The sequence below is a fragment of the Microbulbifer sp. MCCC 1A16149 genome (assembly GCF_050368945.1).
Lineage (GTDB): Bacteria > Pseudomonadota > Gammaproteobacteria > Pseudomonadales > Cellvibrionaceae > Microbulbifer.
This window is the reverse complement of record NZ_CP185959.1, coordinates 4269274-4295000: the sequence shown is the minus strand read 5'-3', so window position 1 is coordinate 4295000 and position 25727 is coordinate 4269274. Positions and strand designations below refer to the sequence as shown.

Annotated in this window: 21 protein-coding genes (1 of these 21 running past the window's edge); 11 read left to right on the top strand and 10 right to left on the bottom strand. The window is 59.2% G+C overall.

Features of this window, described 5'->3' with window-relative positions:
• The 7 genes from ACONT6_RS17780 to ACONT6_RS17750 all read right to left on the bottom strand — a co-directional run.
• Positions 1-411, bottom strand: the beginning of a protein-coding gene (locus tag ACONT6_RS17780; protein ID WP_428819719.1) for a fumarylacetoacetate hydrolase family protein. It extends 597 nt beyond the left edge of the window; 411 of the gene's 1008 nt are visible here — the first part of the coding sequence; the start codon lies at positions 409-411; the stop codon falls past the left edge of the window.
• Between the two features lie 44 nt (positions 412-455).
• Entirely contained in the window at positions 456-1004 is a 549-nt protein-coding gene (locus ACONT6_RS17775; RefSeq protein ID WP_428819718.1) for a VOC family protein, read from the bottom strand.
• Positions 1005-1032: 28 nt separating this feature from the next.
• The gene (hppD, locus tag ACONT6_RS17770) at positions 1033-2142 is read right to left on the bottom strand and encodes a 4-hydroxyphenylpyruvate dioxygenase (protein ID WP_428819717.1); all 1110 of its coding nucleotides are present in this window, start codon (positions 2140-2142) and stop codon (positions 1033-1035) included.
• Between the two features lie 270 nt (positions 2143-2412).
• Positions 2413-4107: a flotillin family protein gene (locus ACONT6_RS17765; RefSeq protein ID WP_428819716.1), complete on the bottom strand. Its 1695-nt coding sequence runs from the start codon at positions 4105-4107 to the stop codon at positions 2413-2415.
• A gap of 16 nt (positions 4108-4123) precedes the next feature.
• Positions 4124-4783, bottom strand: a complete 660-nt coding sequence (locus ACONT6_RS17760) for a YqiJ family protein (protein ID WP_181254694.1) — start codon at positions 4781-4783, stop codon at positions 4124-4126.
• On the bottom strand, positions 4783-5451 hold the full coding sequence (locus ACONT6_RS17755) for a PspA/IM30 family protein (protein WP_428819715.1): 669 nt from the start codon (positions 5449-5451) through the stop codon (positions 4783-4785). Before ACONT6_RS17755 ends, ACONT6_RS17760 begins: the two co-directional genes overlap by 1 nt.
• Positions 5452-5503: 52 nt before the next feature.
• On the bottom strand, positions 5504-5959 hold the full coding sequence (locus ACONT6_RS17750) for a hypothetical protein (protein WP_428819714.1): 456 nt from the start codon (positions 5957-5959) through the stop codon (positions 5504-5506).
• A 429-nt stretch (positions 5960-6388) separates the two neighbouring features.
• On the opposite strand from ACONT6_RS17750, the gene ACONT6_RS17745 reads away from it, so the two are divergent.
• The 9 genes from ACONT6_RS17745 to ACONT6_RS17705 all read left to right on the top strand — a co-directional run bounded on the left by ACONT6_RS17745 (position 6389) and on the right by ACONT6_RS17705 (position 19103).
• Positions 6389-8020, top strand: coding sequence for a TldD/PmbA family protein (locus tag ACONT6_RS17745; protein WP_428819713.1), 1632 nt, complete (start codon positions 6389-6391; stop codon positions 8018-8020).
• Between the two features lie 177 nt (positions 8021-8197).
• Positions 8198-9529, top strand: coding sequence for a TldD/PmbA family protein (locus tag ACONT6_RS17740; protein ID WP_428819712.1), 1332 nt, complete (start codon positions 8198-8200; stop codon positions 9527-9529).
• A 27-nt stretch (positions 9530-9556) separates the two neighbouring features.
• A complete protein-coding gene (locus tag ACONT6_RS17735; RefSeq protein WP_428819711.1) occupies positions 9557-11188 on the top strand; it encodes a TldD/PmbA family protein in 1632 nt (543 codons plus the stop codon).
• 135 nt (positions 11189-11323) lie between these two features.
• Entirely contained in the window at positions 11324-12037 is a 714-nt protein-coding gene (locus tag ACONT6_RS17730) for a DUF4159 domain-containing protein (RefSeq protein ID WP_428819710.1), read from the top strand.
• A 6-nt stretch (positions 12038-12043) separates the two neighbouring features.
• Positions 12044-13054, top strand: a complete 1011-nt coding sequence (locus ACONT6_RS17725; RefSeq protein WP_428819709.1) for an AAA family ATPase — start codon at positions 12044-12046, stop codon at positions 13052-13054.
• A gap of 18 nt (positions 13055-13072) precedes the next feature.
• Entirely contained in the window at positions 13073-13969 is an 897-nt protein-coding gene (locus tag ACONT6_RS17720; RefSeq protein WP_428819708.1) for a DUF58 domain-containing protein, read from the top strand.
• A gap of 1 nt (position 13970) precedes the next feature.
• Complete coding sequence (locus ACONT6_RS17715) at positions 13971-15185, top strand: BatA domain-containing protein (RefSeq protein WP_428819707.1); 1215 nt, start codon at positions 13971-13973, stop codon at positions 15183-15185.
• Positions 15178-17385, top strand: coding sequence for a hypothetical protein (locus tag ACONT6_RS17710; RefSeq protein WP_428819706.1), 2208 nt, complete (start codon positions 15178-15180; stop codon positions 17383-17385). The genes ACONT6_RS17715 and ACONT6_RS17710 overlap by 8 nt, the downstream gene beginning before the upstream one ends.
• The gene (locus tag ACONT6_RS17705) at positions 17385-19103 is read left to right on the top strand and encodes a hypothetical protein (protein ID WP_428819705.1); all 1719 of its coding nucleotides are present in this window, start codon (positions 17385-17387) and stop codon (positions 19101-19103) included. Before ACONT6_RS17710 ends, ACONT6_RS17705 begins: the two co-directional genes overlap by 1 nt.
• A 266-nt stretch (positions 19104-19369) precedes the next feature.
• On the opposite strand, the gene ACONT6_RS17700 is transcribed toward ACONT6_RS17705, so the two are convergent.
• Positions 19370-20146, bottom strand: coding sequence for a ferredoxin--NADP reductase (locus ACONT6_RS17700; RefSeq protein WP_181254726.1), 777 nt, complete (start codon positions 20144-20146; stop codon positions 19370-19372).
• Between the two features lie 137 nt (positions 20147-20283).
• Between ACONT6_RS17700 and ACONT6_RS17695 the strand changes: the two genes are divergently transcribed.
• Positions 20284-21165: a LysR family transcriptional regulator gene (locus ACONT6_RS17695; protein ID WP_428819704.1), complete on the top strand. Its 882-nt coding sequence runs from the start codon at positions 20284-20286 to the stop codon at positions 21163-21165.
• A gap of 48 nt (positions 21166-21213) precedes the next feature.
• Here the strand turns inward: ACONT6_RS17695 and ACONT6_RS17690 are convergent, their stop codons facing one another.
• On the bottom strand, positions 21214-22680 hold the full coding sequence (locus ACONT6_RS17690; RefSeq protein WP_428819703.1) for a RimK family protein: 1467 nt from the start codon (positions 22678-22680) through the stop codon (positions 21214-21216).
• A gap of 199 nt (positions 22681-22879) precedes the next feature.
• Here ACONT6_RS17690 and ACONT6_RS17685 point away from each other — a divergent pair, with 199 nt between their 5' ends.
• Positions 22880-24019, top strand: coding sequence for a peptidase C39 family protein (locus ACONT6_RS17685; protein ID WP_428819702.1), 1140 nt, complete (start codon positions 22880-22882; stop codon positions 24017-24019).
• Here the strand turns inward: ACONT6_RS17685 and ACONT6_RS17680 are convergent.
• On the bottom strand, positions 24016-25710 hold the full coding sequence (locus ACONT6_RS17680; RefSeq protein WP_428819701.1) for a M28 family metallopeptidase: 1695 nt from the start codon (positions 25708-25710) through the stop codon (positions 24016-24018). The two genes, ACONT6_RS17685 and ACONT6_RS17680, sit on opposite strands and share 4 nt — an antisense overlap.
• Between the last annotated feature and the right edge of the window lie 17 nt (positions 25711-25727).

The window sequence follows — 25727 nt, the reverse complement described above, 5'->3', positions numbered from 1 at the left end:
ATCGATACCGAAGCCTTCGCTCTGCGGCATTTTTATCGGCTCGCGCGGCGCCAGGAAAGTGTCGGAGCCGCCCTGATACATCAGCGGGTCGGTCCAGAAGCTCTCCGGCATCTCGGCATTACGGGCCTTGCGCACCAGCTCCACGTGGTTCACATAGGCGCTGCCATCCGCCCAATGGTAGGCGCGTGGTAGCGGGGAGTGACACTGAGCCTGATCGAAGGGCTCGCCTGCGATCTCGCCGCTGTTCAGTTTCTCCTGGAGCTCTATCAGCTGGGCCGATTTCTTGTCCCAGTTATCCAGGGCGCTCTGCAGGGTCCGCGCAATATTGGCTGCTGACTCCATACGGGTCAGGTCATCACTGACCACTACGAGCTTGCCGTCGCGTCCACTTTTCAAGGTGGCTAACTTCACTGTGCCTTCCTCTTGATTGAATCGTTGATTTTGGTTCTGTGGTGTTAAGGGTCCAGCGCCTTGAACTCTTCCTCACCATGCATCCACGCTGCGTGGCGCGGCGCTTTCTTGGTGCGGGACCACTCTTCCAGCATATCTTCGGCGACACGCTTGAGCTCTTTATGCATACCGGGCTTGGCGGTATTGGCGGCGAGCTCGATGCGGTGGCCATTGGGATCGAAGAAATAGATGGATTTGAAGATGGTGTGATCGGTGGGCCCGAGCACATCGATACCCGCATCTTCGAGCTTCTGCTTCATTTCCAGCAGCTCGTCCATGCTCTCCACTTCCAGGGCGATGTGCTGCACCCACTGTGGAGTGTTTTCATCGCGCCCCATATCCGGAGAGTTGGGCAGCTCGAAGAAAGCGAGCACGTTGCCCTGCCCCGCATCCATAAAGATATGCATGTAGGGATCCGGCGCCCCCGTAGAGGGCACCTTGTCTTCGGCAATGGCGAGCTGGAAGTCCATGCCCAGGAGATCGCGGTAGAACTCCACGGTCTCCTTGGCATCGCGGCAGCGGTAGGCCACGTGGTGGATACGTTGTATAGCCATGGTTGGCCTCCGGTTTACAGTGAATCGATCAGGCTGCGTCTTCTTTACCCTGATCCCCACCTGCTTTACCGCCGATTACACCGCGCTTCAGCTGGTCGCGCTCGATGGATTCGAACAGTGCCTTGAAGTTGCCTTCACCGAAGCCTTCGTCTTCCTTGCGTTGGATAAACTCGAAGAATACCGGGCCGAGCATGTTGGCAGAGAAGATCTGCAGCAGCAGGCGCGGCTGGCCGCCTTCGGTGGTGCCGTCCAGCAGCAGACCGCGCTTCTTCAGCTCGTCGGTAGGCTCACCGTGACCGGGCAGGCGCTCTTCCAGCATTTCGTAATAGGTTTCCGGAGGCGGGGTCATGAATTCCATGCCCTGCTTCTTCAGGCGATCCCAGCAGGCCACCAGGTCGTCACAGGCAAAGGCGATGTGCTGGATGCCTTCGCCGTTGTACTTCATCAGGAATTCTTCGATCTGGCCGCCGCCACCGGCTGCTTCTTCGTTCAGCGGGATACGGATCTTGCCGTCCGGTGCAGTCATCGCCTTGGACAACAGGCCGGTGTACTCGCCCTTGATATCGAAGTAGCGGATCTCGCGGAAGTTGAACAGGTCTTCGTAGTAATTGGCCCAGTAGTCCATGCGACCGCGGTACACGTTGTGGGTCAGGTGGTCCAGGGTGTGGAAGCCGCAGCCTTCCGGATGCTTGTCCACGCCTTCCAGCCAGTGGAAGTCGATATCGTAGATGGTCTCGCCTTCCTTATAACGGTCGATCAGGTACAGGGTGGCACCGCCGATACCCTTGATCGCCGGCAGGCGCAGTTCCATGGGGCCGGTTTCCACTTCTACCGGCTGGGCGCCTTTCTTGAGCGCTTCGTTGTAGGCGAAGGTTGCGTCTTTTACGCGGAACGCCAGGCCACAGGCGGAGGGGCCGTGCTCGCGCGCATAGTAGTCCGCGTGGCTGCCCGGCTCGTAGTTGGTGATGAAGTTGATGTCACCCTGACGCCACAGTTCAACGTCTTTGGTGCGGTGGCGGGCGACTTTGGTGAAGCCCATGGCCTCGAAAACAGTCTCCAGAATGCCCTTCTCCGGCGCAGTGAATTCCACGAATTCGAAGCCGTCCAGGCCCATGGGGTTCTCAAACAAATCGGCCATGTGATCCTCCTTATACGGGATTTTTTATGGTGGCCAGGGATGCCGCTTGTGGCGGCAAAGGCCTACTTGGTTTCAGGTGCAACGAATTTAGTTACGCGTGTAACCAATGTCAAGCACCGGACTCAGACGGTTTGAAACGGCCCTAAAGTAATAGGCCCAAAAATAGGAAATAACCGGTAAAGAGATGACCAGCGAGAGGAAATGGGTGCTAGAAAAGCATAGAAAGGGATAACTCCCGACCGCATTGCGCGGCCAGGAGTCCAGTTACAGTCAGGCTTCGGTTTCAACCACCTTGGAGAGGTCGCCAACACCGGCTTCCTTCAACAGGGAATCGACCAGCGGCGCCATAGCGCGGTGCTTCAACGCGCTACCCACCAGGGCCTCGGGCAGGCTCTGGCTACCGGATTCGCCATCGCTGTCGACGATACCGCCGCCAGTGCGGCCACCAACCCCATTCAGGCCTTCCACAGAGATGATCTTCATACCTTCGATCTTCTCCAGCGGACGCACGCTCTCGCGCACGATGCCCGGCAGGTGCTCGTGCAGGCTGAGCACTCGCTTGAGGGCGATCTGCGCGTCGCTGAGGCTGTTCATGGCCTCATTCATCAGCCGCTGACCTTCCGCGTCAACCGCGTATTTCTCGCGATCGGCCTCGACCTTGATGCGTACGGCTTCGGCTTCTGCCGCCGCCTGCAGGCGGAGCGCTTCGGCCTTGTCTTCCGCTGCAGCCTTTTCTGCTTCCGCGGCAACCTTGATGGAAGTGGCCTGACGCTCAGCTTCTTTCTGCGCCTCAATGATCTCAATACGCTTGTCACGCTCGGCTGCTTCCACGTCTTTCGCAGTCTGTACCTGCTCTTCCGCTTTCACTGCCTCCGCGCGTGCCACGTTAGCCTGCTGGTCCGCAAGGGACTGCTCCTTGGATTTTTCCGCAACGGCGATGGCGCGCTCCTGCTCGGCAATTTCCAGGGATTTCTGCTTGGAAATACGCTGTTCGTCGAGCACGCGCTCGCGTTCAATTTCCTGCTCCTGCAGGCGTTTTTCCTTTTCAATTTCCAGCAGACGTGTGGCCTGCTCGGCAGCAATACGGGACTGGTCGATTTCGCGCTCGGCTTCGATTTCCGCCTGGCGGGCAGCGCGCTCCTGAGCCGCGGTTTCCTTGGCCATATCCGCTTTCTGCGCCGCTTCACGGTTTTCCAGCTCGCGCTGCTGCTCCAGATAGGCGTAGCGTTTTTCCTTTTCGATCTCCAGGCGCTGACGTTCCGCTTCCAGGTTCTTGGTTTCGATCTGAACCCGGGTTTCCTGTTCGACGTCGTTCACTTCCTTGCGGCGCGCCTCGATGGAGCGGGTCATGCTCGCAAGACCTTCCGCATCGAATACGTTGTCCTGGTTGAAGAATTCCTTGTGGGTCTGGTCGAGACCTGTCAGGGAAACGGATTCCAGCTCCAGGCCGTTTTTCAGCAGGTCTTCAGAAACCACCTGCTGCACCTTCTGCACAAACTGGCTGCGCTGCTCATGCAGTTCCGCCATTTCCATTTCCGCTGCCACCGAGCGCAGGGCGTCGACAAACTTACCCTCGATCATTTCCTTGAGGGCTTCCGGATCCAGGGTACGCACACCCAGGGTCTGTGCCGCATTGGCGATGGCATCGGTGTCCGGCTTGACCCGCAGGTAGAACTCCGCGAGCACGTCGACACGCATACGATCCTTGGTGATCAACGCCTGGTGCTCCTTGCGGGAAACCGCAAGACGCAGGGTATTCATGTTTACCGGAATGATTTCGTGCAGCACCGGCAATACCAGTGCGCCGCCATTCATGATGACCTTCTGCCCACCCATACCGGTGCGGACAAAAGAGCGCTCCTTGGAAGCGCGGGTATACAGTCGCGCGAAGATGGTGCCGATGACGATCAGGCCGATCAGTACGGCACCTGCCATGATCCCTATGTTGGAAAGATTCTGAATCACTACGTTTTTCTCCAATTTAATTGTTTTCAGTCAGGTGCTTGTTGGTGGGCTTGATTACGCGAAAATTGGCTCCGCGCTCCTCCACCAGCAATACCTGCTGTCCCTGTGTAAAGGTTTCCCCATCATCCGGCTCCACCATCACGTAGTGGGTGGTACCAAATTCGTCCTTGAGCCGGGCTTCTGCCGGTGATCCAACGACGGCCTCGCCGATCGTGATCACCGCGACCCGGCCGATAAATGAAGTGCGTCCGACCGCCTCCGTCTCGTCGCCGACCGCAAACCTGCGCAGCAGGTTGCCCACAAAGCGGACCTGCGGCAGGGCCAGAAACAGCACCGGGATGGCGAGCAGCCAGCCGGGCAACAAAATGCCGAGCAGGGATTCGGAGAACATCTGAATCAGCAGGCCACTGACGCCGAAGCTGACCAGGAAGGCGACCAGCAAAATCAGTGCGGGCACCTCGCCAAAACGCAGCCAGCCCAGCAGCTTGGTGAGTACGCCACCGGCCTCGGTATCGGGGGCGTCGAGATCGATGTCCATATCTGGCAGCAGGTTATCCAGCAGATCCGAGATACCAACACCGATCAGCATCATCACCCCTTCGAGTACGGCAATCATCAGCATCAGTACCAGCGCACCGGTAAATAGCTGATTGCCGTCTTGCAGAAAGAAAGCCATCAAGCCTCCGTCTGGGATTTGATTTTGGCCAAGCGTTCCTTGATCCGGTTGCCGCGCGCCAGTTCTTCCAGTTCGGCAAGTTTGCTGACGTCGGCGCTGGATTCTGAGGTCGGCACGCCCGCCTGTTCCAGAATGCGATTGAACGCGCCGGAGGCCTGATCCACCTTGTCGGCGGTCGCGCGGCTATTGCCCTGCTGCTCGCCCGCGGGGCCATTGCTGACATGTTCACTGGCCTTGATGAATTCCCGCAGCTGCTCGCGCATCTCGCGCTTCTTGCCCTGCAGGGCGCCGATATAGGAATTCAGTTCGGTAATTTCCTGGTCGGTTTCCGCGATGGCTTTTTCCAGTACCGGAATCTGCGCTTCGATATCCATCTGCTTGGCGATGGCGGCCTCGGCGAGATCGTCGCGGCCTTCCTGCACGGCAACTTCGATCTGTGCGCTCAGTGTGCCGTGACGGCTGTTCTCATCGTTGAGGGTTTTGCTACTCAGGTATTTGGCCGCTTCCGCCTTGCCGAGCTGATCGCGCACGTCGGCAATCGCATCGTCAATTTCACGGATGGCCTGCTCCATGACCAGCTGTGGAGTAGCGTTTTCTACGGAATCCACCACCGCATTGGCGGAAGCGGAGATGATGCGGGAGATACGTTTTATCAATCCTTCTTTCATTGTTTTTCCTTCCTCTTGTCGATCTGTTTGGGTAAGCCGGCAACGCTGGGAATCAGCGCTGCAAAAGATCCCTGAGTTGCTGCTGTATTGTTTGCGCCGCCCCGGGGTCGATCAGACGGGGATCTTTCTGCACCGCAACCAGCAGGATTTTTTCCAGGAATGTCTCGATGGCCGGCAGGGCTTTCTGTTCCAGCGCGGGTGCCAGTGACTCCGCGTCGGCACAGGCCTGAATCGCGGCGGCGCCTTCGGCGACCATTTCCAGCAGGGCCTCCACCAGCAGGCTGCGCTGGTTTTCATCCACATATCGGGCCTTGGTCGGCAACATGGTTTCGGCAGACGCGAGATAGGCGCGGGCAAAACTTTCGACACCCACGGATTCGCGGGCCATGGCGATCAGCTCGCGCACTTTTTCGCTCTGGGTGACAGCGCCATTGCGGTCAATGGACATCAGGTAGGTGTAGTCCTCTGACGAAAGGCGCGCCGAGATGGATTGGGTTTTGTTGAGCATGGCATTCCCTGACTTGCGATGTATACAAAAGTACACACGAACCCGTGCACGGTCAATTACACGGGATTACAGGCGCTAATACGGAGCAAAAAGCCAGTGAAAGATGCAAGATAGTCAGGAAATCATGAAGATTTGACGAAAATTCCGTCAGTTGAACCACTTGGGCGAAAAGCCCGATCGGCATTCACAGTAGACGCAGGCGGGGTTTCACCAATTGGGGGCACACGACGACGGATCGCGCCAGCAAAGTGCGCGAAACCGTTCAGCCTTGCCATCGGTCATTTCAACGAGTTAGCGCTTTACAAAAACCCGCGCGCGCGATTACCTGTAGGGCTTACCCGCCGCGATCCGGCGGCAATAACAATAAGCAGTCTTCCGGTTCCCCCACTTATCCAAGGCGGGTTCCGGACCGGGAGCCCGGGGAGGACAATGGACAGACGTAATTTCATCAAGCTCGGGGGCGTGGGTGCCAGCGGCATATTGCTCCCCATATCCGGTATCGCGGTCTCTGCGGAACAACTTGCCGGCAACGGTATGGATGTGGGGCAGAAGAAGGTCCTCGCCGATATCGTCCTCAACGCTGCGCGCAAGGCCGGCGCTTCCTATACCGATGTGCGCATCGGTCGCTACCTCAACCAGTTCGTCATCACCCGCGAGACCAACGTCGAGAATATCGTCAACACCGAGTCCTTCGGTGCCGGTATCCGCGTCATCGCCAACGGCACCTGGGGCTTTGCCGCCACCAATGACCTGACCAAAGACGGTATTGCCAGGGCTGCGCGACAGGCGGTGGAGGTGGCCAAGGCCAACGCCAGGTACCAGAGCGAGCCGGTACAGCTGGCCCCGGTAAAGGGCGTGGGCGAGGTCTCCTGGCAGACACCGATTCAGAAGAACGCCATCGATGTACCCATCAGCGAAAAGGTGGAGTTCCTGATGGACGTCAACAACGGTGCCCTGGAAGCCGGGGCGAGTTTCATCAACTCCTCCCTGTACCTGGTGAACGAACAGAAGTATTTCGCATCCAGCGACGGTTCCTATATCGATCAGGACGTACATCGCCTGTGGGCACCGATGCAGGTTACCGTGGTCGACAAGAAGACCGGCGTGTTCAAGACCCGCAATGGCCTCAGCGATCCGGTGGGGCGCGGCTACGAGTATCTGGACGGGCGCGAGGAAGACAAAATCCACGGCCAGACCACCCTGTACAAGAACTCCTACGATATGGCCGAGGATGCGCGTCTCGCGGCAGAACAGGCGAAAGCCAAACTGACGGCGAAATCCATCGAGCCGGGCAAGTACGATCTGGTACTGGAGCCCTCACATCTGATGCTGACCATTCACGAATCCGTGGGCCACCCGCTGGAACTGGACCGCGTGCTCGGCTACGAGGCCAATTACGCAGGCACTTCTTTTGCAACCCTGGATAAATGGCGCAGCGGCAAGTTCAAGTACGGTAGCGATAAGGTCAATCTGTTCGCGGACAAGCTACAACCAGGCTCCCTGGGCGCGGTGGGCTATGACGATGAAGGCGTGAAAACCAAGCGCTGGGACCTGGTCAAGGACGGCGTGCTGGTCAATTACCAGGCTACGCGCGACCAGGTACACATGATCGACCAGAAAGAGTCCCACGGCTGCTGCTATGCGGACAGCTGGTCCAGTGTGCAGTTCCAGCGCATGCCGAACGTTTCGCTGGCGCCGGGTGAAGAAAAGTACTCGGCCAAAGAGATGATCAAGGATGTGGAGAAAGGTATCTATATTCTGGGTCGCGGCTCCTACTCCATCGACCAGCAGCGCTACAACTTCCAGTTTGGTGGACAGCTGTTCTACGAGATCAAGGACGGCGAAATTGTCGGTCAGGTAGAGGACGTGGCCTACCAGTCCAACACCCAGGAATTCTGGAATTCCTGTTCGGCGATCTGTGACAGCAGCGACTACCGGCTCGGCGGCACCTTCTTTGACGGCAAGGGACAACCCAGCCAGGTGAGCGCCGTTTCCCACGGCTGTTCGACCACGCGCTTTGACAAGATCAATGTCATCAATACCAAACGCAAGATCGGCTAAGGAACGCCTGAAAAACTACTGCGCGCGCGCCTGATAAGGGCCGGCGGTGCTCGAAATGCTCATGTATAAACTATACATTCCGCTTTCTGCGCTCCGGCGGCCATCACCAGCCACCCGCTCGCGACGTTTTTAAGGTGTTCCTAACACGAACAACAATAAATTTTTGGAGCAACCAATATGGCAATTTTATCCAGAAGTGAAGCCAAGAAAATTCTCGACAAGGTGCTGAAGTACAGCAAGGCTGAAGCGGCCAGCGCACAATTGAGCGGCGCGGAGACTGGCAACATCCGCTACGCGCGCAACAGCGTTTCCACCAGCGGTATCGTCAACGATATTGAACTGGCGGTAGAGGCGCGTTTCGGCAAGAAATCCGGTATCGCCACCATCAACGAGTTCAGCGATGCATCTCTGGAAAAAGTCATGCGCCGCGCGGAAGAGCTGGCCAAACTTTCTCCGGACAATCCCGAATCCATGCCGCTGCTGGGCGAACAGAAATATCAGGCAGTGAACGGGTTCTCCAAGTCCACCGCCGATATCACTCCGGACCAGCGCGCCAAGGCCGCCGCCGATTCCATCGCCGCGGCGAAAAAGAAAGACGTTGTCGCCGCCGGTTACCTGGAAGACGCGCGCTCGTTTGCCGCTGTCGCCAACACCAAGGGACTGTTCGGTTACTACGCCTCAACCTCTGCCAACTTCACCGTCACCATGCGCACCGAAAACGGTCTCGGCTCCGGCTGGGCGCAGAGCGACGTGACCGACTTCACCAACATGAATACCGCAGCCAGCTCCGGTGTCGCCATCGACAAGGCGGTGCTGTCACAGGAAGCGCGCGCGCTGGAGCCCGGTAAATACACCGTGATTCTGGAACCGAGTGCGGTGTCCGGTCTCGTCGCCTACATGATGGGTAACTTCGACGCGCGCAACGCCGACGAAGGCCGCAGCTTTATGAGCAAGAAAGGCGGCGGTAATCGCACCGGCGAGAAGATGTTCGACAAGCGCGTCAACATCTACTCCGACCCGTCCGATGCCAATGTGCCGGCACAGCCCTGGTCCGACGAAGACTATATGGCAATGCAGCGGGTCGACTGGATCAAGGACGGCGTGGTCGAGAACCTGCCCTGCAGCCGCTACTGGGCGGAACAGTCCAAGGGAACAGCGATCCCCTCACCGAATAATCTGATCATGGTGGGTGGCGACAAGTCCACCGAGGAACTGATCAAGAAAACCCGTCGCGGCGTACTGGTAACCCGCACCTGGTATATCCGCATGGTTGACCCGCAGTCACTGCTGCTGACCGGCCTGACCCGGGACGGAACCTTCTATATCGAAAACGGCAAGATCAAGTATCCGATCAAGAATTTCCGCTTCAACGAAAGCCCGGTCATCATGCTGAACAACATCGAGGACATGGGCAGACCGCAACGGGTCAGCATGTGGGGTGGTCCGGCGATGATTCCCGCCCTGAAAGTGCGTGACTTCACTTTCAGCAGCCTGTCCGACGCCGTTTGATCAATTGCAGAAAAAGAGGAACACATTATGGACCGTAGAAAATTTCTGCAGTTGAGCGGCGCCGGTATGGGCGCATCCATGCTTCCGCTTTCCGCCAGCGTGATTGCCGAAAGCCAGTTGACCCAGAGTGGGCTGGATATCGCAGTAAAGAAAGAGTTCGCCGACGCGGCGCTCAACACCGCGACTAAAATGGGGGCATCCTACGCGGACGTGCGTATCGGCCGCTACCTGAACCAGTATGTGGTGACCCGCGAGATGAAGGTACAGAACGTGGTCAATACCGAGTCCATCGGTATGGGCGTGCGTGTCATAGCCAACGGTACCTGGGGGTTCGCGGCAACCAACGATATGACGATCGACGGTATCGCCCGCGCTACCGCCCAGGCAGTAGCGACCGCCAAGGCCAACTCCAAGTATCAGCAGGAGCCAGTGGAACTGGCACCGGTGAAAGGCCACGGCGAAGTCAGCTGGAAAACACCGATCGAGAAAAACGCCATGCAGATTCCGCTGGTGGAAAAGGTTGACCTGCTGATGGAAGTGAATAAATCGGCGCTGGACGCCGGGGCCAGCTTCATCAATTCCATGCTGTACCTGGTGAACGAGCAGAAGTACTTCGCCTCTACCGACGGCTCCTACATCGACCAGGATGTACACCGTCTGTGGTCCCCGTTCAGTGTCACGGCGGTGGACAAGAAAGACGGCGGCTTCCGCACCCGCGACGGTCTCGGCATGCCAGTCGGCCGCGGCTTCGAATATCTGGATGGGCGCGCGGAACACAAGGTCCAGTCCCAGACCGTGCTGTATGGTGACTCCTACGATATGGTCGAGGACGCGCGTCTTGCCGCCGAGCAGGCACAGGAAAAGCTGAAGGCCAAGTCGGTAAAGCCGGGCAAGTACGACCTGGTGCTCGACCCATCACACCTGTGGCTGACCATCCACGAGTCCGTCGGCCACCCGCTGGAGCTGGACCGTGTTCTCGGCTACGAAGCCAACTTTGCCGGCACTTCGTTCGCCACCATCGACAAGTGGCGCAGCGGCAAATTCAAGTACGGCAGCGACAAGGTCAACCTGTTTGCGGACAAGGTGCAGCCGGGCTCCCTCGGTGCCGTGGGTTACGACGATGAGGGAGTGAAGACCGGTAGCTGGGATCTGGTAAAAGAAGGTGTACTCACCAACTATCAGGCGATTCGCGATCAGGTACATATGCTGGATCAGAAAGAGTCCCACGGTTGCTGCTACGCGGATAGCTGGTCCAATGTGCAGTTCCAGCGTATGGCCAACGTTTCCCTGTTGCCCGGCAAGGAAGAGCTGAGCCTGGACGACATGATCAAGGACGTGGAAAAAGGTATCTATATTGTCGGCGACGGCTCTTTCTCCATCGACCAGCAGCGCTATAACTTCCAGTTCGGCGGTCAGCTGTTCTATGAAATTGAGGACGGCAAGATCACCGGCATGCTGGAAGATGTGGCCTATCAGTCCAATACCCAGGAATTCTGGAACTCCTGTTCGCAGATCTGCGACAAGCGCGATTACCGTCTGGGTGGCTCTTTCTTTGACGGTAAGGGGCAGCCGATGCAGGTGAGCGCGGTTTCTCACGGCAGCTCCACCACGCGTTTCGATGGAGTGAATGTCATCAATACCAAGCGCAAGCTGGGTTAATTGGTGCAAGTACCTTCCAACTAAAAAAGCCCGGAGGCGGTGCTATACCCGGCACCGCCCCTTCGCAGAAGCCAAAAATTAAATAGACAGTATTTATAAAGTCTTCGTAGTCTTAGAGATTCCAGAGCAGTAACCGTGTCCCTTACCCGAAAACAGTTCCTTCAGCGTCTTTTGTTCGCCGGTGCCGGTTGCGCACTGCCGGTAGCACTACGCGCGCAAACTGCGGGTAAGCCACACTATGATTTTTATTTCACTCGCTTGATGTACGAATCCGGTGACTGGGATGTGGATCAGCGCATGCCGTCCAATGTGCTGAATTCCCTGATCGAATACACCAACCTCAAAGTCGATCCGAAAGAACATATTGTGCCGCTGGCAGACCCGGAAATGCTGCTGGCACCTTTCTGCTACATGGCTGGCCACAAACTGGTGGAATTCACCGAAGCAGAAGCGCGCAATTTCCGCGATTACGTCAATCGCGGTGGTTTTGTTTTTGTCGATGACTGCAACCACGATATCGACGGGCTGTTTGCCAAATCTTTTGAAGCGCAGATGGTCAAGCTGTTCGGTGAGGACTGCCTGCAGAAGTTGCCGGACGACCACGACCTTTACCGCTGTTTTTTCCAGTTTGATGAATTGCCGGTTACCAGCTTCGAGCTGAATGGCTGGGGGGACGACCTGGTACACGATTACCTGAAGGCGATCGTGATCAACGGCCGTATCGCCGTGCTGTACAGCAACAAGGATTTTGGCTGCGAGTGGGATTACGACTACCGCAACAAACGCTGGCTCGCGATCGACAACACCAAATTCGCCATCAATATTGTTATTTACGCACTCACTACCTGAATCGCCATGCATATCACCACACCGGAAAGAACCGAACAGATGATCGAACAACAGCAGCAGGCGCTGGCAACATTGCGCGCAGAGATCGGCAAGGTCATTGTCGGGCAGCAGGAGGTCGTGGAGCAGATGCTGATCTGTCTGCTGGCGAAAGGTCATGCGCTGCTCGAGGGTGTACCCGGTCTCGGTAAAACGCTGCTGGTAAAAACCCTGGCAGACGCATCGAGCCTGGCATTCAAACGGGTGCAGTTCACGCCGGATCTGATGCCCGGGGATATTCTCGGCAGTGAAATCCTGGAAGAGGATCACTCCACCGGAAAACGCTTCTTCAAGTTTCAGGCCGGGCCAATTTTCACCAACATCCTGCTGGCGGACGAAATCAACCGCACCCCGCCCAAAACCCAGGCGGCGCTGCTGGAATCCATGCAGGAGTATTCGGTGACCGTGGCCGGGGAAACCATGGCCCTACCGGATCCCTATTTTGTGCTCGCCACCCAGAACCCCATCGAACAGGCGGGTACCTATCCCCTGCCGGAAGCGCAGCTCGATCGCTTTCTGCTGAACATCCATATTGATTATCCGCACGAGCAGGATGAGGTGGAAATTCTGCGCGCGACCACCGGTGGCGCGCTGGAAAAACCAACGCCGTGTATGGACGCCGCACAGCTGCAGGCACTGCAGAAACTGGTGCGGGAGGTTACGGTGAGTGATGCACTCTACCAGTATGTGGCGCAGCTGGTACGCGCCACACGCGCTATAGACAAAGCGGATTCCACGCTGGGCCAGTGGATCAAGTGGGGTGCGGGGCCCCGTGCCGGACAGGCATTGATTCTCGCCGCCAAGGCGCGCGCCTTCCTGCAGCAGCGTCTCGCGGTGACCCGTGAAGATATTCGCGCGCTGCTGCTGCCGGTCTTGCGTCACCGTATTTTGCTCAGTTTCCATGCCCAGGCCGACGGAGTGACCGTCGAGCAGGTTATCCAGGCGCTGGTGCAGTCTGTAGCAGAACCCGGTGCAGACTGACCGCAGCGGAGTCCAGGCGTGCAACTGATCGACCCTCTGACACTGGCGGCAACCCGCGATCTCGCGTGGCTCTCGCGGCATATTGCCGAAGGCATGTTGCTGGGTATGCAACACAGCCAGCGGCGCGGTGCCGGTATCGAATTCCAGCAGTACCGCAGCTACGAGTCCGGCGATTCCATTCGCAATATCGACTGGAAGCTGTTCGCGCGCTCGGACCGCTACTATGTGCGCGAGGCAGACCAGGAAAGCCAGATGCACGTGTGCATCGTGCTGGATGCCAGCGCTTCGATGCAGCAACCGAGCTTCACCTATCCCGAGTTAAACAAGCTGCAGTACGCAAAGTGCTGGGTGGCGACCCTGTGCTGGCTGCTTTACCGGCAGGGGGATCGATTTTCTCTGCTGGTGCTGAACGATGGTGGGAATCATTATGTGCCCGCCGGCCAGGGTGAGAGTCATCACCGCCGTATCGCCCTGGCGCTGGAACGCGTTCAGGCGCGCGGGCACTGGCCGCAGGCGTCGCAGCTGTCCGCGGTGTGGCAATATTTCGAGCAGCCCTGCCAGACCTTGCTGGTGAGTGATTTTTTTGAGGTGTCACAGGACGCTGGCATGTCAGCATTTGCTGCGCGCCTGCACGCGGCGAACCGGCCCTGCCTGCCACTGCAGATACTGGTGGAGGCGGAGCAGACTTTCCCGTTCGACGGCGAGTTGAAGATTGTCGATCCAGAGGGCGGTGAAATTCCCGAGCTGGGCGCGCACCAGCAGCGCGATGATTACCTGCGGGCATTTAACGCCGCACAACACGAGCTTGCCGCACAGTTTGCTGCGCGCGAATGCCCGCTGACCGTCGCCACCGTGGAAACACCGATAGAGCAATCGCTGCGCGCATTCATCCGCGCACACGGGAGGATTGGCTGATATGCCGTTGGCCGCAACCCCGACGCTGCCGTTGCAGTGGTTACAGCCACAGTGGTTGTGGCTACTGCTCGCACTCGCCATCCCCCTGCTTATTCACCTGATACGCCGCAGCAGGCCGCGACAAATCACCTTTGCCGCCGCCCAGTGGCTGCTTCCCCGCCAGCAGCGCCGCTGGAACAAGTTTGTGCTGCGCGATCGCTTGTTACTGCTGCTGCGCCTGATGCTGGTGGCACTGCTCGCATTCTTACTGGGCCAGCCAATGCTAAACAGTGACAGCGAAGCGCAGGAGGATGTGCTGCTGGTAGATCCGCGGATTCAGGCTTCCGCGCTGGATGAATTTCTCGCGCAACACCCGCAACTGAAGCAGGTGTTCTGGCTACAGCCAGAGCCACTCGCAATAACTGCACCCCGGCCCTCGCCCCAGGATATCTGGCGGGTGCTGTCTCACTTATCCACAAGAGAAATATTTCGACGCGCACATATCCTGTTGCTGGACGCGGAAAACCCCAGCGGGCATAGCACCCTGCAGGTGAGCCCAGACTGGCAATGGCATCGGATTGCGGATACCGCCGCTCCTGCAGCGTCCAATCTTCCTCGCATCGCACTGGCCGGTGACGCGCCCGCCTGGCTGCAGCCGGCGATGGAACAATTGCGCGAGAAGCTGGGTTCAGGCTTGTCCTTTATTACTGATAGCGATATCGAAACCCTCGTTGGCGGCTCCACTAAAACCCGACCGCACTGGCTAATTTACGATACTGCCGGCCCGCTACCCGCTGCACTGCAAGCCTTTGTTCGCGAGGGTGGCCTGTTGATTACCGACCAGCGGGTACGTTGGGATGCGGTAAATAATTTCACCGCGCTGGATTCGCAACCGGCTGCCGAGGCCGCGCCGGTCGGTCGCGGCAGCTGGCTGCGCTACAAACAGGACTGGCACAGCGCACCGTTCTATCAACAGGGGGCGCTGCCGGAATTATTGTGGCAACAGTGGTCGGCACAGGACTGGCAATTCCAGTTTCACAGCCGCAGTCACTGGTCTGCCGACAACACGCCCGAGATACCGGTGCCGGACGATCGGGTAACGCGGTACCGGGAAATCCCCCTGGATCGCTGGCTGTTGATCTTGATTGCGCTGCTGCTGCTACTCGAACGCGGCATCGCACTGTCGCGACGCGATACCGGCGCATTCACTGCAGCGGGGGACAAGGGCCATGAATGAGATCCCGGTTTCGCTCACCCGGGCCCGGCAACACTGGTGTGTCGCCAGTTTGATGCCCTATTTCTCTGTGGCTTTTGCAGTGATTCTCCTATTGCTGCTGCTATCCGCACTGTTGGAACTGCCGCTATGGCTCGCCGCCGTGACCGGTGGATTTTTTGTCGTGGCGGCGTTGATCGACGGACAGTGGCGACTCCCACTAGATGAGACCTGCAGCAAACTGGATGCGCGCTTTGCCGAATTGCAGGACAGTAGCGGGCTACTGTTGCAAGACCCGGAGCAACTATCGCCACTGGCGCGGCTACAGCGCAGTCGCACTGCAGATACACTGCAACAGTTACTCAATGCCGACAGGCTCAAGGCCTTTCGCCCCGCGAGTTTGCGCAGTCCGTTGCTCGCCGCTATCGGTGCCGGTTTGGGTTTGTTTGCCTATGTGGCGCTCGACCAGTTTCAGGGTGCGAGCACCGCAGATAGACCGGCACACATTAGCGGCAGCGGGACTGAACGCGCGCAAATGGCGCAACCTATCCTCGAAGCAGTGACCACCATTGAGCCACCCGCGTATACCAACCTGCCCAGACGCACGCAGTCGCTGGACGTTCAGACCCCGGAGGGTTCGCGGGTGACCTGGGAAATTACCCTGGAACAACCGGCCTACGCCCTGCGAATGGTCGCCGCGGAGAAAACGTTCGACTTTGCCACTCAGGAAGCCTTACCGAGTCGCAGCTGGAAGGTTACCCGCACTCTGCTCGATACCGATTTCTACCAGCTCAGCCTGCTGGAAAATAATCAGGGCAACAGCAGGGACAATTTCCGTCTGCAGCCGGAAATTTACAATATCGAACTGGAACCGGACCGGCCGCCGGAATATACCTTCGACTATCCCAAGGACAATGTAACGGTCGTCAATGTTGAAAGGGGCAAGCAGGCAAGCCTGCTCAATGTCAGCGTGCGAGTCAGCGACGACTACCAGCTGGTGGAAACCGACCTGCTGCTTACCCTGGCGAGTGGTAGCGGCGAGAACGTGCGCTTTCGCAACGAACGTATAAAACTGCAGCCTGCCAGCATCGATATCGACGCAGATGGCAGTACCAATCACTACCGGTTCAATATCCCGGTGGAGCGCTACGATATTGAATCCGGCGATGAACTCTACTGGTATCTGGAAGCGCGGGATAATCGCACACCCGAGGCGAATGTGCGCAAGAGTCAGCACTTCATCATTCGCTGGCCACAGGAAGAAATATTCGGACTCAGCGACGCGGAAGGCATGGCGATAAAAATCCTGCCCGAGTATTTCCGCAGTCAGCGTCAGTTGATCATCGATACCGAAGCTCTTCTCGAACAGGAAAAACAAATTACCCCGCAGGCATTCCGCAAGCGTGCGGAAAACCTCGCGTACGAGCAGAACCTGTTGCGCATGCGCTATGGCCGCTTCCTCGGTGAAGAGGATTCGGCCATGGAGCACAGCGATGACTCGGCAGAAGCAGAAGAGACGCACGGGGATCAAGACGACCATACAGGCCACGATGACGCGGACAGCCATGCAGGTGAATCGTCACAGCGCTTTGGCGATGCGACCGGGGTAGTGGCGGCGGCTGGCCACCAGCATGACAGTTCCGAGCATGCGACGCTGTTCGATCCGCAAACCAAGGAACTGCTGCGCAGCGCACTGAATGCCATGTGGAGTGCGTGGCGGGATCTTTCGGTTATTGAGCCGAGGGCTTCCCTGCCCCACCAGCACTCGGCGCTGCGCTATATCAAGGAGGTGCAACAGGCTTCGCGAATTTATCTGCAGCGTGTGGGCTTTGAAGCGCCCGCACTGGATGAGACCCGCCGCTTGTCCGGTGAAATGGAAGAGATAACCCCGCCGCGAGTGACTGCGCAGCGCGATGACGGCGAGCGCGCACAGGTACTTGCCCTGCTGCAAACCCTGCACCGCAATGAACCCATCGATGAAGCGCAAGCCGCGGCGCTGCAGCAGTTGTCGGCGGTAAAGGATTCCGCAACCACCCGTATCGAGCTCGCCAAACAGCTGCGCCGCTACCGCCAGCAGCCCGCCTGTGATGAGTGCCGCCAGGCGCTTTCGTCTCTGTTGTACCAGCTGCTGTCGGCGCCGCTGGCCGAGCCGGGATTGCCCAACGTCAGCACGGAGCGCGGCAGTTATCGCCAGTGGCTGCAACAACAGGGGGAGGCCCGCTAATGCTGTTCTGGTTCAACCTGCTGTGTATTGCCGGACTACTGGTTTCGCTACTTTTTATTCTGCGTCACAAAACCTCGCTTGCCAGACGTATCGGCCACGGCCTGCTGCAGACACTGATCTGGGGCCTGGTGTGGGCACTCGCTCACCCCCCGGCACTGCTGCCAACGGCGGCTGGCGGCGAAACTATCCGATTGAATAGCGAGGATGGCGCTGCGGCGCTGTCAGATCTCACACCTGCGGAGCTCCATCGGTTAGGCGCGCTTGAGCTGGACGGCGACGGCCTGCGTCGCGACCTGCTGCGGGATATGCCTCCGGTACGCCTGCATCCCGACCAGCACAGCCAGGCCGAGTCGTGGTCGCTGCAGTGGCCGCACAATCTCACCCTCGGCAGTCCGCTAGAGCTGACCATTACCCGAACCCAAGGTGGCGCCGCGCCCATCAAGTTCACACTGGAGGATCCATTCGGAAATTCCGTGGACAATGCCACGCTCTCCGCGGAAACGTCACAAATCACTCTCCGCGACCAGCCGAAACTGGCGGGACAGTGGGAATACCGCATACACATAGATCCCGAAACAACAGTATCGGAAGCATCACCGTCAGCGCGCTCCGAAATACTGCCGGTATCGGTGCACACCACTCGCAGGCCCGCGGTGCTGCTGTGGCTGGCGCGCCCGGGGTTTGAATCTGCGGCCCTGTCCCGCTGGCTGCGTCAGTCCGGTTCGCCGACGCAGGTGGTGACCCGTCTGGCGCCAGATATGCTGCGGCGCCAGACCTTCAACGATCAGGAACCCGTGGAAGGCAATCTCCTCGGAGCCGACAGTCCGTTCGACCTGTTGATTCTGGACAGCCGGCTCTGGCCACAATTATCCGCGCAGGATCGCCAACGGCTGGGTGCTATCGCCGGGGAAAAACCCCTGCTGTGGTTGCTGTACACAGATACCGGCAAAGCCTTTTTCGACTACGCCGCGACCGTAAACATGCATCTGGATGAGTCCGCGGCACTGGAGGCCGCTTATCGCCCACCGGGTTATTCCAGCGAATCCGAAATACCGTCACTACAAATGGCGGGGGTTCAGCCCGCCGCAACCGCAGCAACGGATAGCCGCTTCACCGCTGGCGAACACGTGATCTACTGGGCGCGCACCCGTCCCCGGCAATCGCTCGGCTTTGTTTTTTTCCAGAACAGTTATCGCTGGCAGACCGCCGGCTTTGACAGCGAGTTCTCCCGTCTGTGGGCAGATATTTTTTCCGCGCAGCTCAGGTGGCAAGGAGGTGAAGCGCCGATCGCCCTGCAGCAATCGCTACCGCGGGAAAATGAGCGACTTACCCTGTGCAGCACTGGATTCAGCACCGAGTCGGCACCCGCGGTGCGCGCAAGCGTAAACGATGCGTCGACATCCTCCGCTTTGCCGGCGGCAGCGGCGGGGATCAGTGCGGCAGGCAACTGTTACAACTACTGGCCCACAGGTTCGGGATGGCATCAGGTGGGAGATGGGGACTTCTCGTTCTATGTGTTCCCGCGGCAAAGCTGGGCGGAATGGCAGACCCACTTGAGACGCAAAGACACTGCGCAGATGGCCGCCGCGCGCCTCGGCCCGGTGGATGCCTCACACGACACTACCCGCGGAGACGCGCTGCCGCGCTACTGGATTGCACTGTTGCTGTTGTTGCTACTGGCCGGAACCTGGTTGCGCGAGCGCGGCACCCTGCGCTGACCCGCCAGCTTCCCGCAGGCATAAAAAAACCACCCGGAGGTGGTATCAGTACAGGGCTTGTTGATGGTCACCCATGTTTCACTGGAAATGTGATTGTCACCACCGGGGCAACAAAACACTGGGGTCGACACTTTAAAAACCCGCGAATCCTTCGCTCTCCTTGCGCAATCCCTCACGCAGACATCCCCAAAGTACCGACGCCAGTATCCTGTTCCATTCAGGTGGCAGTTGCGCGGTGCCGCACGAAGCAGCACCACGACTTTCACTTACTTCTCGACAAAGGCCCGCTCGATCACGTACTCGTGCGGCACGCCCGCGCGGGTTTCCTTGAAACCCCAGTCGTCGAGAATACTGGTCAGGTCTTTCAGCATCGCCGGTGAGCCGCACAGCATAAAGCGGTCTTCTTCCACATTCGGCTTGGGCAGGTCCAGATCGCTGAAGATCTTGCCGGACAGCATCAGGTCGGTCAGGCGGCCGTTATTCCGGTAGGGCTCGCGGGTGACCGTGGGGTAGTACAACAGCCCCTGTTGTACCATCTCGCCGAAATACTCGTGTTCCGGCAGTTCCTTCTCGATGTAGTCCTGGTAAGCCAGTTCGGACTTGAAGCGCACACCGTGGGTCAGGATGACCTGGTCGAAGCGCTCGTAAACATCCGGATCCTTGATGATGCTCATAAATGGCGCCAGGCCGGTACCGGTGGACAACAGCCACAGACGCTTGCCCGGGAGCAGGTGATCGGCGACCAGGGTACCGGTGGGTTTGCGGCTGACGAAAATCTCGTCACCGGGTTTGATCTTCTGCAGCTGCGAGGTCAGCGGACCATCGGGGACCTTGATGCTGAAAAACTCCAGCTCGTCCTCGTAGTTGGCACTGGCAATGGAATAGGCGCGCAGCAGCGGACGCCCGTTGGGCTGCTCCAGGCCGATCATGGTGAAATGGCCATTTTCAAAGCGGAATCCGGGATCGCGGCTGGTCTTGAAGCTGAACAGGGTGTCGTTCCAGTGATGGACTTCGAGCACCGTTTCCTTATTCAAATTTGACATAACAATAGAACCACTTATTCCTGCGCTGTTTGCCCGGTGAATTCTAGCGCTGGCATATCTATTGGCAAAATGGGATATTTCGATATTCGTTATCTATTTTACAGATAACCAAAAGGTATCCCCGAGAGACCCATCCCATGCGCTATTCCCTACGTCAGCTGGAAGTGTTCCTCGCCTGCGCACATTACCAGAATGTGAGCCGCGCGGCGGAAAGCCTGAACATGTCGCAGTCGGCGGCGTCCACCGCGCTGAAGGAGTTTGAGCAGCAGTTCGACCTGCGCCTGTTCGAACGCACCGGCAAGCGGCTGCGCCTTAATGAATTGGGACGACAGCTGTGGCCGCGTGCGGAGGAGTTGCTGGAGCGGGCCCGGGAGCTGGAGGCCACCCTGCTGGTGCACAGCGATCTGGGGCGCCTGAAGATCGGCGCCACCCTGACCATCGGCAACTACCTGGCCGCGGGCATTATGGCCCGCTATATGGAGGAACAACCGGGGGCGCGGGTGGAACTGGAAGTGGCCAATACCGCGGCCATTGCCCAGGGCGTGCTGAACTTCGAGCTGGACCTGGGACTGATCGAGGGGGAACTGAACCATCCCGACCTGGAGATGATCCCCTGGCGGGACGACGAACAGGTGGTGTTCTGCTCACCGGACCACCCCCTGGCCAACCGCGCCCAGCTGAGTGACGAAGACCTGCGCGAGGCCACCTGGATACTGCGGGAAACCGGCTCCGGTACCCGCCAGACGTTCGAGCGGGCCCTCGCGGGGCTGCTGCCGGAGCTGAATATTCGCCTGGAGCTGCAACACACCGAGGCGATCAAGCGCGCGGTGGAAGCCGGGCTCGGCATCAGCTGCCTGTCCCGGGTATCCCTCACCGATGCCTTCAAGCGCGGCGCGCTGGTAGAACTGCCGGTGCCACAGCGGGATTTCAGTCGCGAGTTTTATTTCGCCCTGCACCGGCAGAAATATCGCAGTGCCGGTATCGAGCGCTGGCTGGAACTGTGCCGCCAAACCCCCTGACCTGCTCCACACCAGCATGCGGGGCGGGCGCCTACAAAATACGCGCGGTTATTCCTGCCCCGCCTTGCGCGCATCCAGGCGACGGATAAATTCCTGCAGGATCAGCCGGTACAGTTCCTTGCCCAGGTATTTGTCCTCCACCCCGCTGTCGATGGACGGGTTGTCGTTCACCTCGATGACATACCCCTTGCCCGCGGATTCCTTCACGTCCACGCCGTAAAAACCGTTGCCGATGGGACGGGTGGCCTTCAGGGCGGCCTGCAATACCGGCTTGGGCACCTCAAATGTGGGCAGTGTGGTAAATCCGCCGCTGACATTTTTTTTGCTGCCATGGTTGTAGATCTGCCAGTGGTTTTTGGCCATGTAATAACGGCAGGCATACAGCGGCTTGTTGTCGAGCACACCAATGCGCCAGTCGAACTCCGTGTACAGGAATTCCTGGGCCAGCAGCAGGCTGGATTCTGCGAACAACAATTCCAGTTGCTGATGCAGCTCCTCTTCCGTTTTCACTTTCACCACGCCGCGGGAGAAAGAGCCATCGGGGATTTTCACCACCATCGGCAGGCCCAGTTCCTCCAGCGCCACCTTCAGCCCCGCCTCATCGCCGCGGCGCAGAATACAGGTGCGCGGTGCCGGGACCTTGTTGTTGCGGAACAGATCCGCCAGGTAGATCTTGTTGGTACAGCGCAGAATACTCGTAGGATCGTCCAGCACCACCAGCCCCTCGGCCTCGGCTTTTTTAGCGAAGCGATAGGTGTGGTGATCAATGGCGGTGGTCTCGCGGATAAACAGCCCGTCAAATTCCGACAGGCGCATGTAATCCCCGGGGCCGATCAGCTCTACCGACAGGCCCAGCTCGCGTCCGGCACCGATAAATTTCTTGATCGCCGCCGCGTCGGACGGCGGCAGTTTCTCTTCCGGATTCACCAGGATCGCCAGGTCGTAGCGACTGTTGCCGGGCTTTTTATGCTGGCGCCAGACCTTGTTGCTGAAATTATCCAGGGCCTCGGCAAACTCGGTTTCCTCGGCCTCGTTCAGCTCGCGGTGGGAGCAGATTTTCAGCTCGACAATTTCCCACTGGGGGTCTGCGCGCAGGTGGATTTCCAGCACCGGGCAGGCAAAACGGTCGAACAGCGCCCGCGCCAGCGGCTGCAGTGCCGGGTCCGCGCAGCGCCCAAAATAGGACTTCACCACCCGCTCGGAACCCGCGGCGGGCAGCGGCAGTTTCGCCAGTACCGGCAGCGCCTGGGACAGCTGCAGCTTGTACAGCTGTGGCAGGGCCAGGTCGTTGAGGGTGCGCACACTGGGCAGCACATTGTGACTGCGCGCCTCGGCGAGCAGCGAACAGTAGTAACCCTCGCCGCGGTAGTCGTAGCTGGCACACAGGTTGATTACCCGCACCCGTTGCTGGCGTGCCGGCAGGGCCAGGTAGTCGGCAAAGGTGATGACCCGCTCGCTGGGGTAGTAGGGAGCCCAGTCGTCGGGCTCGTCGATCACAATAAGGACCTGGGACATGGATGCTGTTGGCGCCTCGGGAGGGAAAAAGTGAGACCAAAATAGAGCCCAGAAGAGGCCCGTCAGATGTGCGAAAGATAGAAGACTTTTTACCCAACACCTAATATTTTTTTCATCCAGCCACTAGTTTTTTTCCACCGGTTTGCTAGCTTTCCCGGGCCGCACCTTTGCGGCTCTATTCCGGTGCCTCACCCCTAAAATGCCACACCACTCCCCCACCCCGAACGCTGTCGCACAGCTGCAGATTCGCGCGGCCGAAATCCGCGATCTGGACCCGTTGTGCGAGCTGGAAGAAGCCAGCTTCAGCGGCGATCGACTCAGCCGCCGCCGCTTGCGCCACTGGCTCAAAACCGACAACCGGGTCTTCCTGGTCGCGGAACAGGATGGCGCGCTGCTGGGCTACGCTCTGGTATTGCTGCGCCGGGGCACCCGTCTGGCGCGCCTGTACTCTATTGCGGTCGGCGCAGCCGGGCGCGGCAAGGGTATTGGCAAGGCACTGCTGATGGCGGCCGAGGATGCGAGCAGCCGGGCTGGCCGGCTGTATATGCGATTGGAGGTAGCGGAGCAAAACAGCGCCGCCATCGGTTTGTACCAGCAGCTGGGGTACCGCACCTTTGGCAGCTACAGCAATTACTACGAGGACGCCGGCAACGCCCTGCGCATGCAGAAGCGCATCCGCTATCGCCCGGAAAACCTGCACACCGCGGAAGTGCCCTGGTACGGACAGCGCACCGAGTTCACCTGCGGCCCGGCGGCGGCGATGATGGCCATGGCCGGGCTGGATCCCGACTATGTTCCCAACGGCAGCGATGAACTGACCCTGTGGCGGGAAGCCACCACCATTTTCATGACCTCCGGCACCGGCGGCTGTCATCCCATCGGGCTGGCACTGGCGATGCAGAAGCGCAGCTTTGCCTGCGAGGTGTACCTGAACCAGTCGAGCCCGCTGTTTCTCGACAGCGTGCGCAGCGCGGAAAAAAAGATGGTCATCGAACAGGTGGATGCGGACTATCGCCAGCAGGCCAGGGATACCGGCCTGCCGGTAATCGCACAGGACTTTACCCAGGAACAGTGCCAGCAGTGGCTGGAGGAAGGTGCGCTGGTGTTATTGCTGATCAGTACCTACAGGCTGGACGGCAAGAAAGTCCCCCACTGGGTAACCCTGACCGGAATGGACGATGCCTGCTTTTACGTGCACGACCCGGACGTGGACGACGAGGACAACCCGCTGGACAGCCAGTACCTGCCCATTGCCCGCGATGCGCTTTCGCAGATGTCACTGTTCGGCAAGGACCGGCTGCGCACCGCGGTGGTGGTCAGGAAAAGCTGCCGCGGCTAGTTTTCCCCAGCAAACAATTCGCCGAAGAAATCCCCGCGGTTCCAGTATGGCTTGCGCTCCGCATCGGCCACATCCCAGGCAATCGCGAAATTCACCTCAGCAAACTGCTGCGCGGCGATATAGCTGATCTGTTCGTCCGCCTCGTCTTCCGGGCGGTGGTAGCGGCCAATCAGGAAATCGAGTTGGGCCTGGGTGCCATCGATATTCTTGTCGATCGCCTCACGGCCGGTGATCAGGTAGATCGACGGTACCCCCTGGCGCACAAAGCTGTAGTGGTCGCTGCGCACGAAAATCACCTGCTCCGGCATCGGGTCCGGGCTCAACTTGAGGCCCGCCCGTTGTGCGGCGCGCGCGGCACTTTTGCCCAGGCTGGAGTGTTCGGCACCGAACGCGATCACGTCGCGGAACGGATACAACAGCATGGGCATATCCAGATTGATGTTTGCCACCATCGACCGGGGCGGCACCGGTGGGTGCCGGGCAAAGTAGTCGGAACCCAGCAGGCCCTCTTCCTCAGCAGTCACCGCCACAAACAGGATCGAGCGACCCGGTGCGCGACCGGACTCCGCAAACATGCGCGCCACCTCCAACATCACCGCGATGCCCGCGGCGTTGTCCTGGGCACCGTTATTGATTCGGTCCGGGTTTAACGGGTCGTGGACATCGCCCTCCCCCGACCCGGCGGCATCCACCCCGATATGATCGAGATGGGCAGTGAACACCACATACTCGTCGCGTAACCCGGGATCACTTCCCGGCAGCAGACCGACCACGTTGGGGCTGACTACCTTGCGGTGTTCGCCACCGCTGGTGAGAGTCGCGCTGTAGGGCAGCGCGAAGCCCCTGGGCACTACGCCATTGTCCATCTCGGTAAAAATGGTATCGAGACTACGCTGCGCACCCATAAACAGCTGCCGCGCGGCGGGCATATCCAGCACAACGCCGGGGTGCATACCGGGGATGGCGTTACCCGGCACATCGTCCGCACGCAACCAGTCGAAAGTCGGCTCCTGGATATGTTCGCCAGAACGGGCAAATGAACGCCGCGCTTCCAGCGCCGGAGTATTGAGGTTGATATAGCCAACCGCACCGTGGCGGGCGGCGGTTTCCCGCTTGGTGCGCCCGGAGGCATAGTGGGCACCCACTTCGTTGGGGAGTTGCGGCGGGCGGCCATCCAGTACCACCACGATTTTGCCCTGCACATCCAATCCGGCGTAATCGTCGAATCCGAATTCCGGCGCTTCAACACCGTAGCCGACGAACACCAGCCCCGCGGAGGTGGCGGTATCGTCGCCGATGGTCGGTGGTTTGGCGAGAAAGTCCGCGCCCAGTTCGAAGGTGATATCCCCGTCGCGGCCGTGCAACATCAGGGTCGCCTGGTGCCCGCCCCAGCGCGCCTCGCGAAACGGTACCTGTTGGAAGTAGTCATCGCCGGTAATCGACTTCAGGCCCAGTTCGGCAAACCGGTCGGCCACGTGCTGCGCCGCCTGTTGATAGCCGCGGCTGCCGGTCTTGCGCCCGGCGAGGGCGTCGGCGGAAAGGTACTCTATATCCGCGCGCATGCGCTCCATATCCGCGCTGGGGATGGGCGCGAATGCCCCGGTGCTGACGCAGGAAATAATGCCGGTGCTGAGCAGTGCAGCCAGGGCGCCCGCCGCAAGGGCGCGGCAGGTGAGATGATTGATACGCATACAGGACTCGTCGAGAT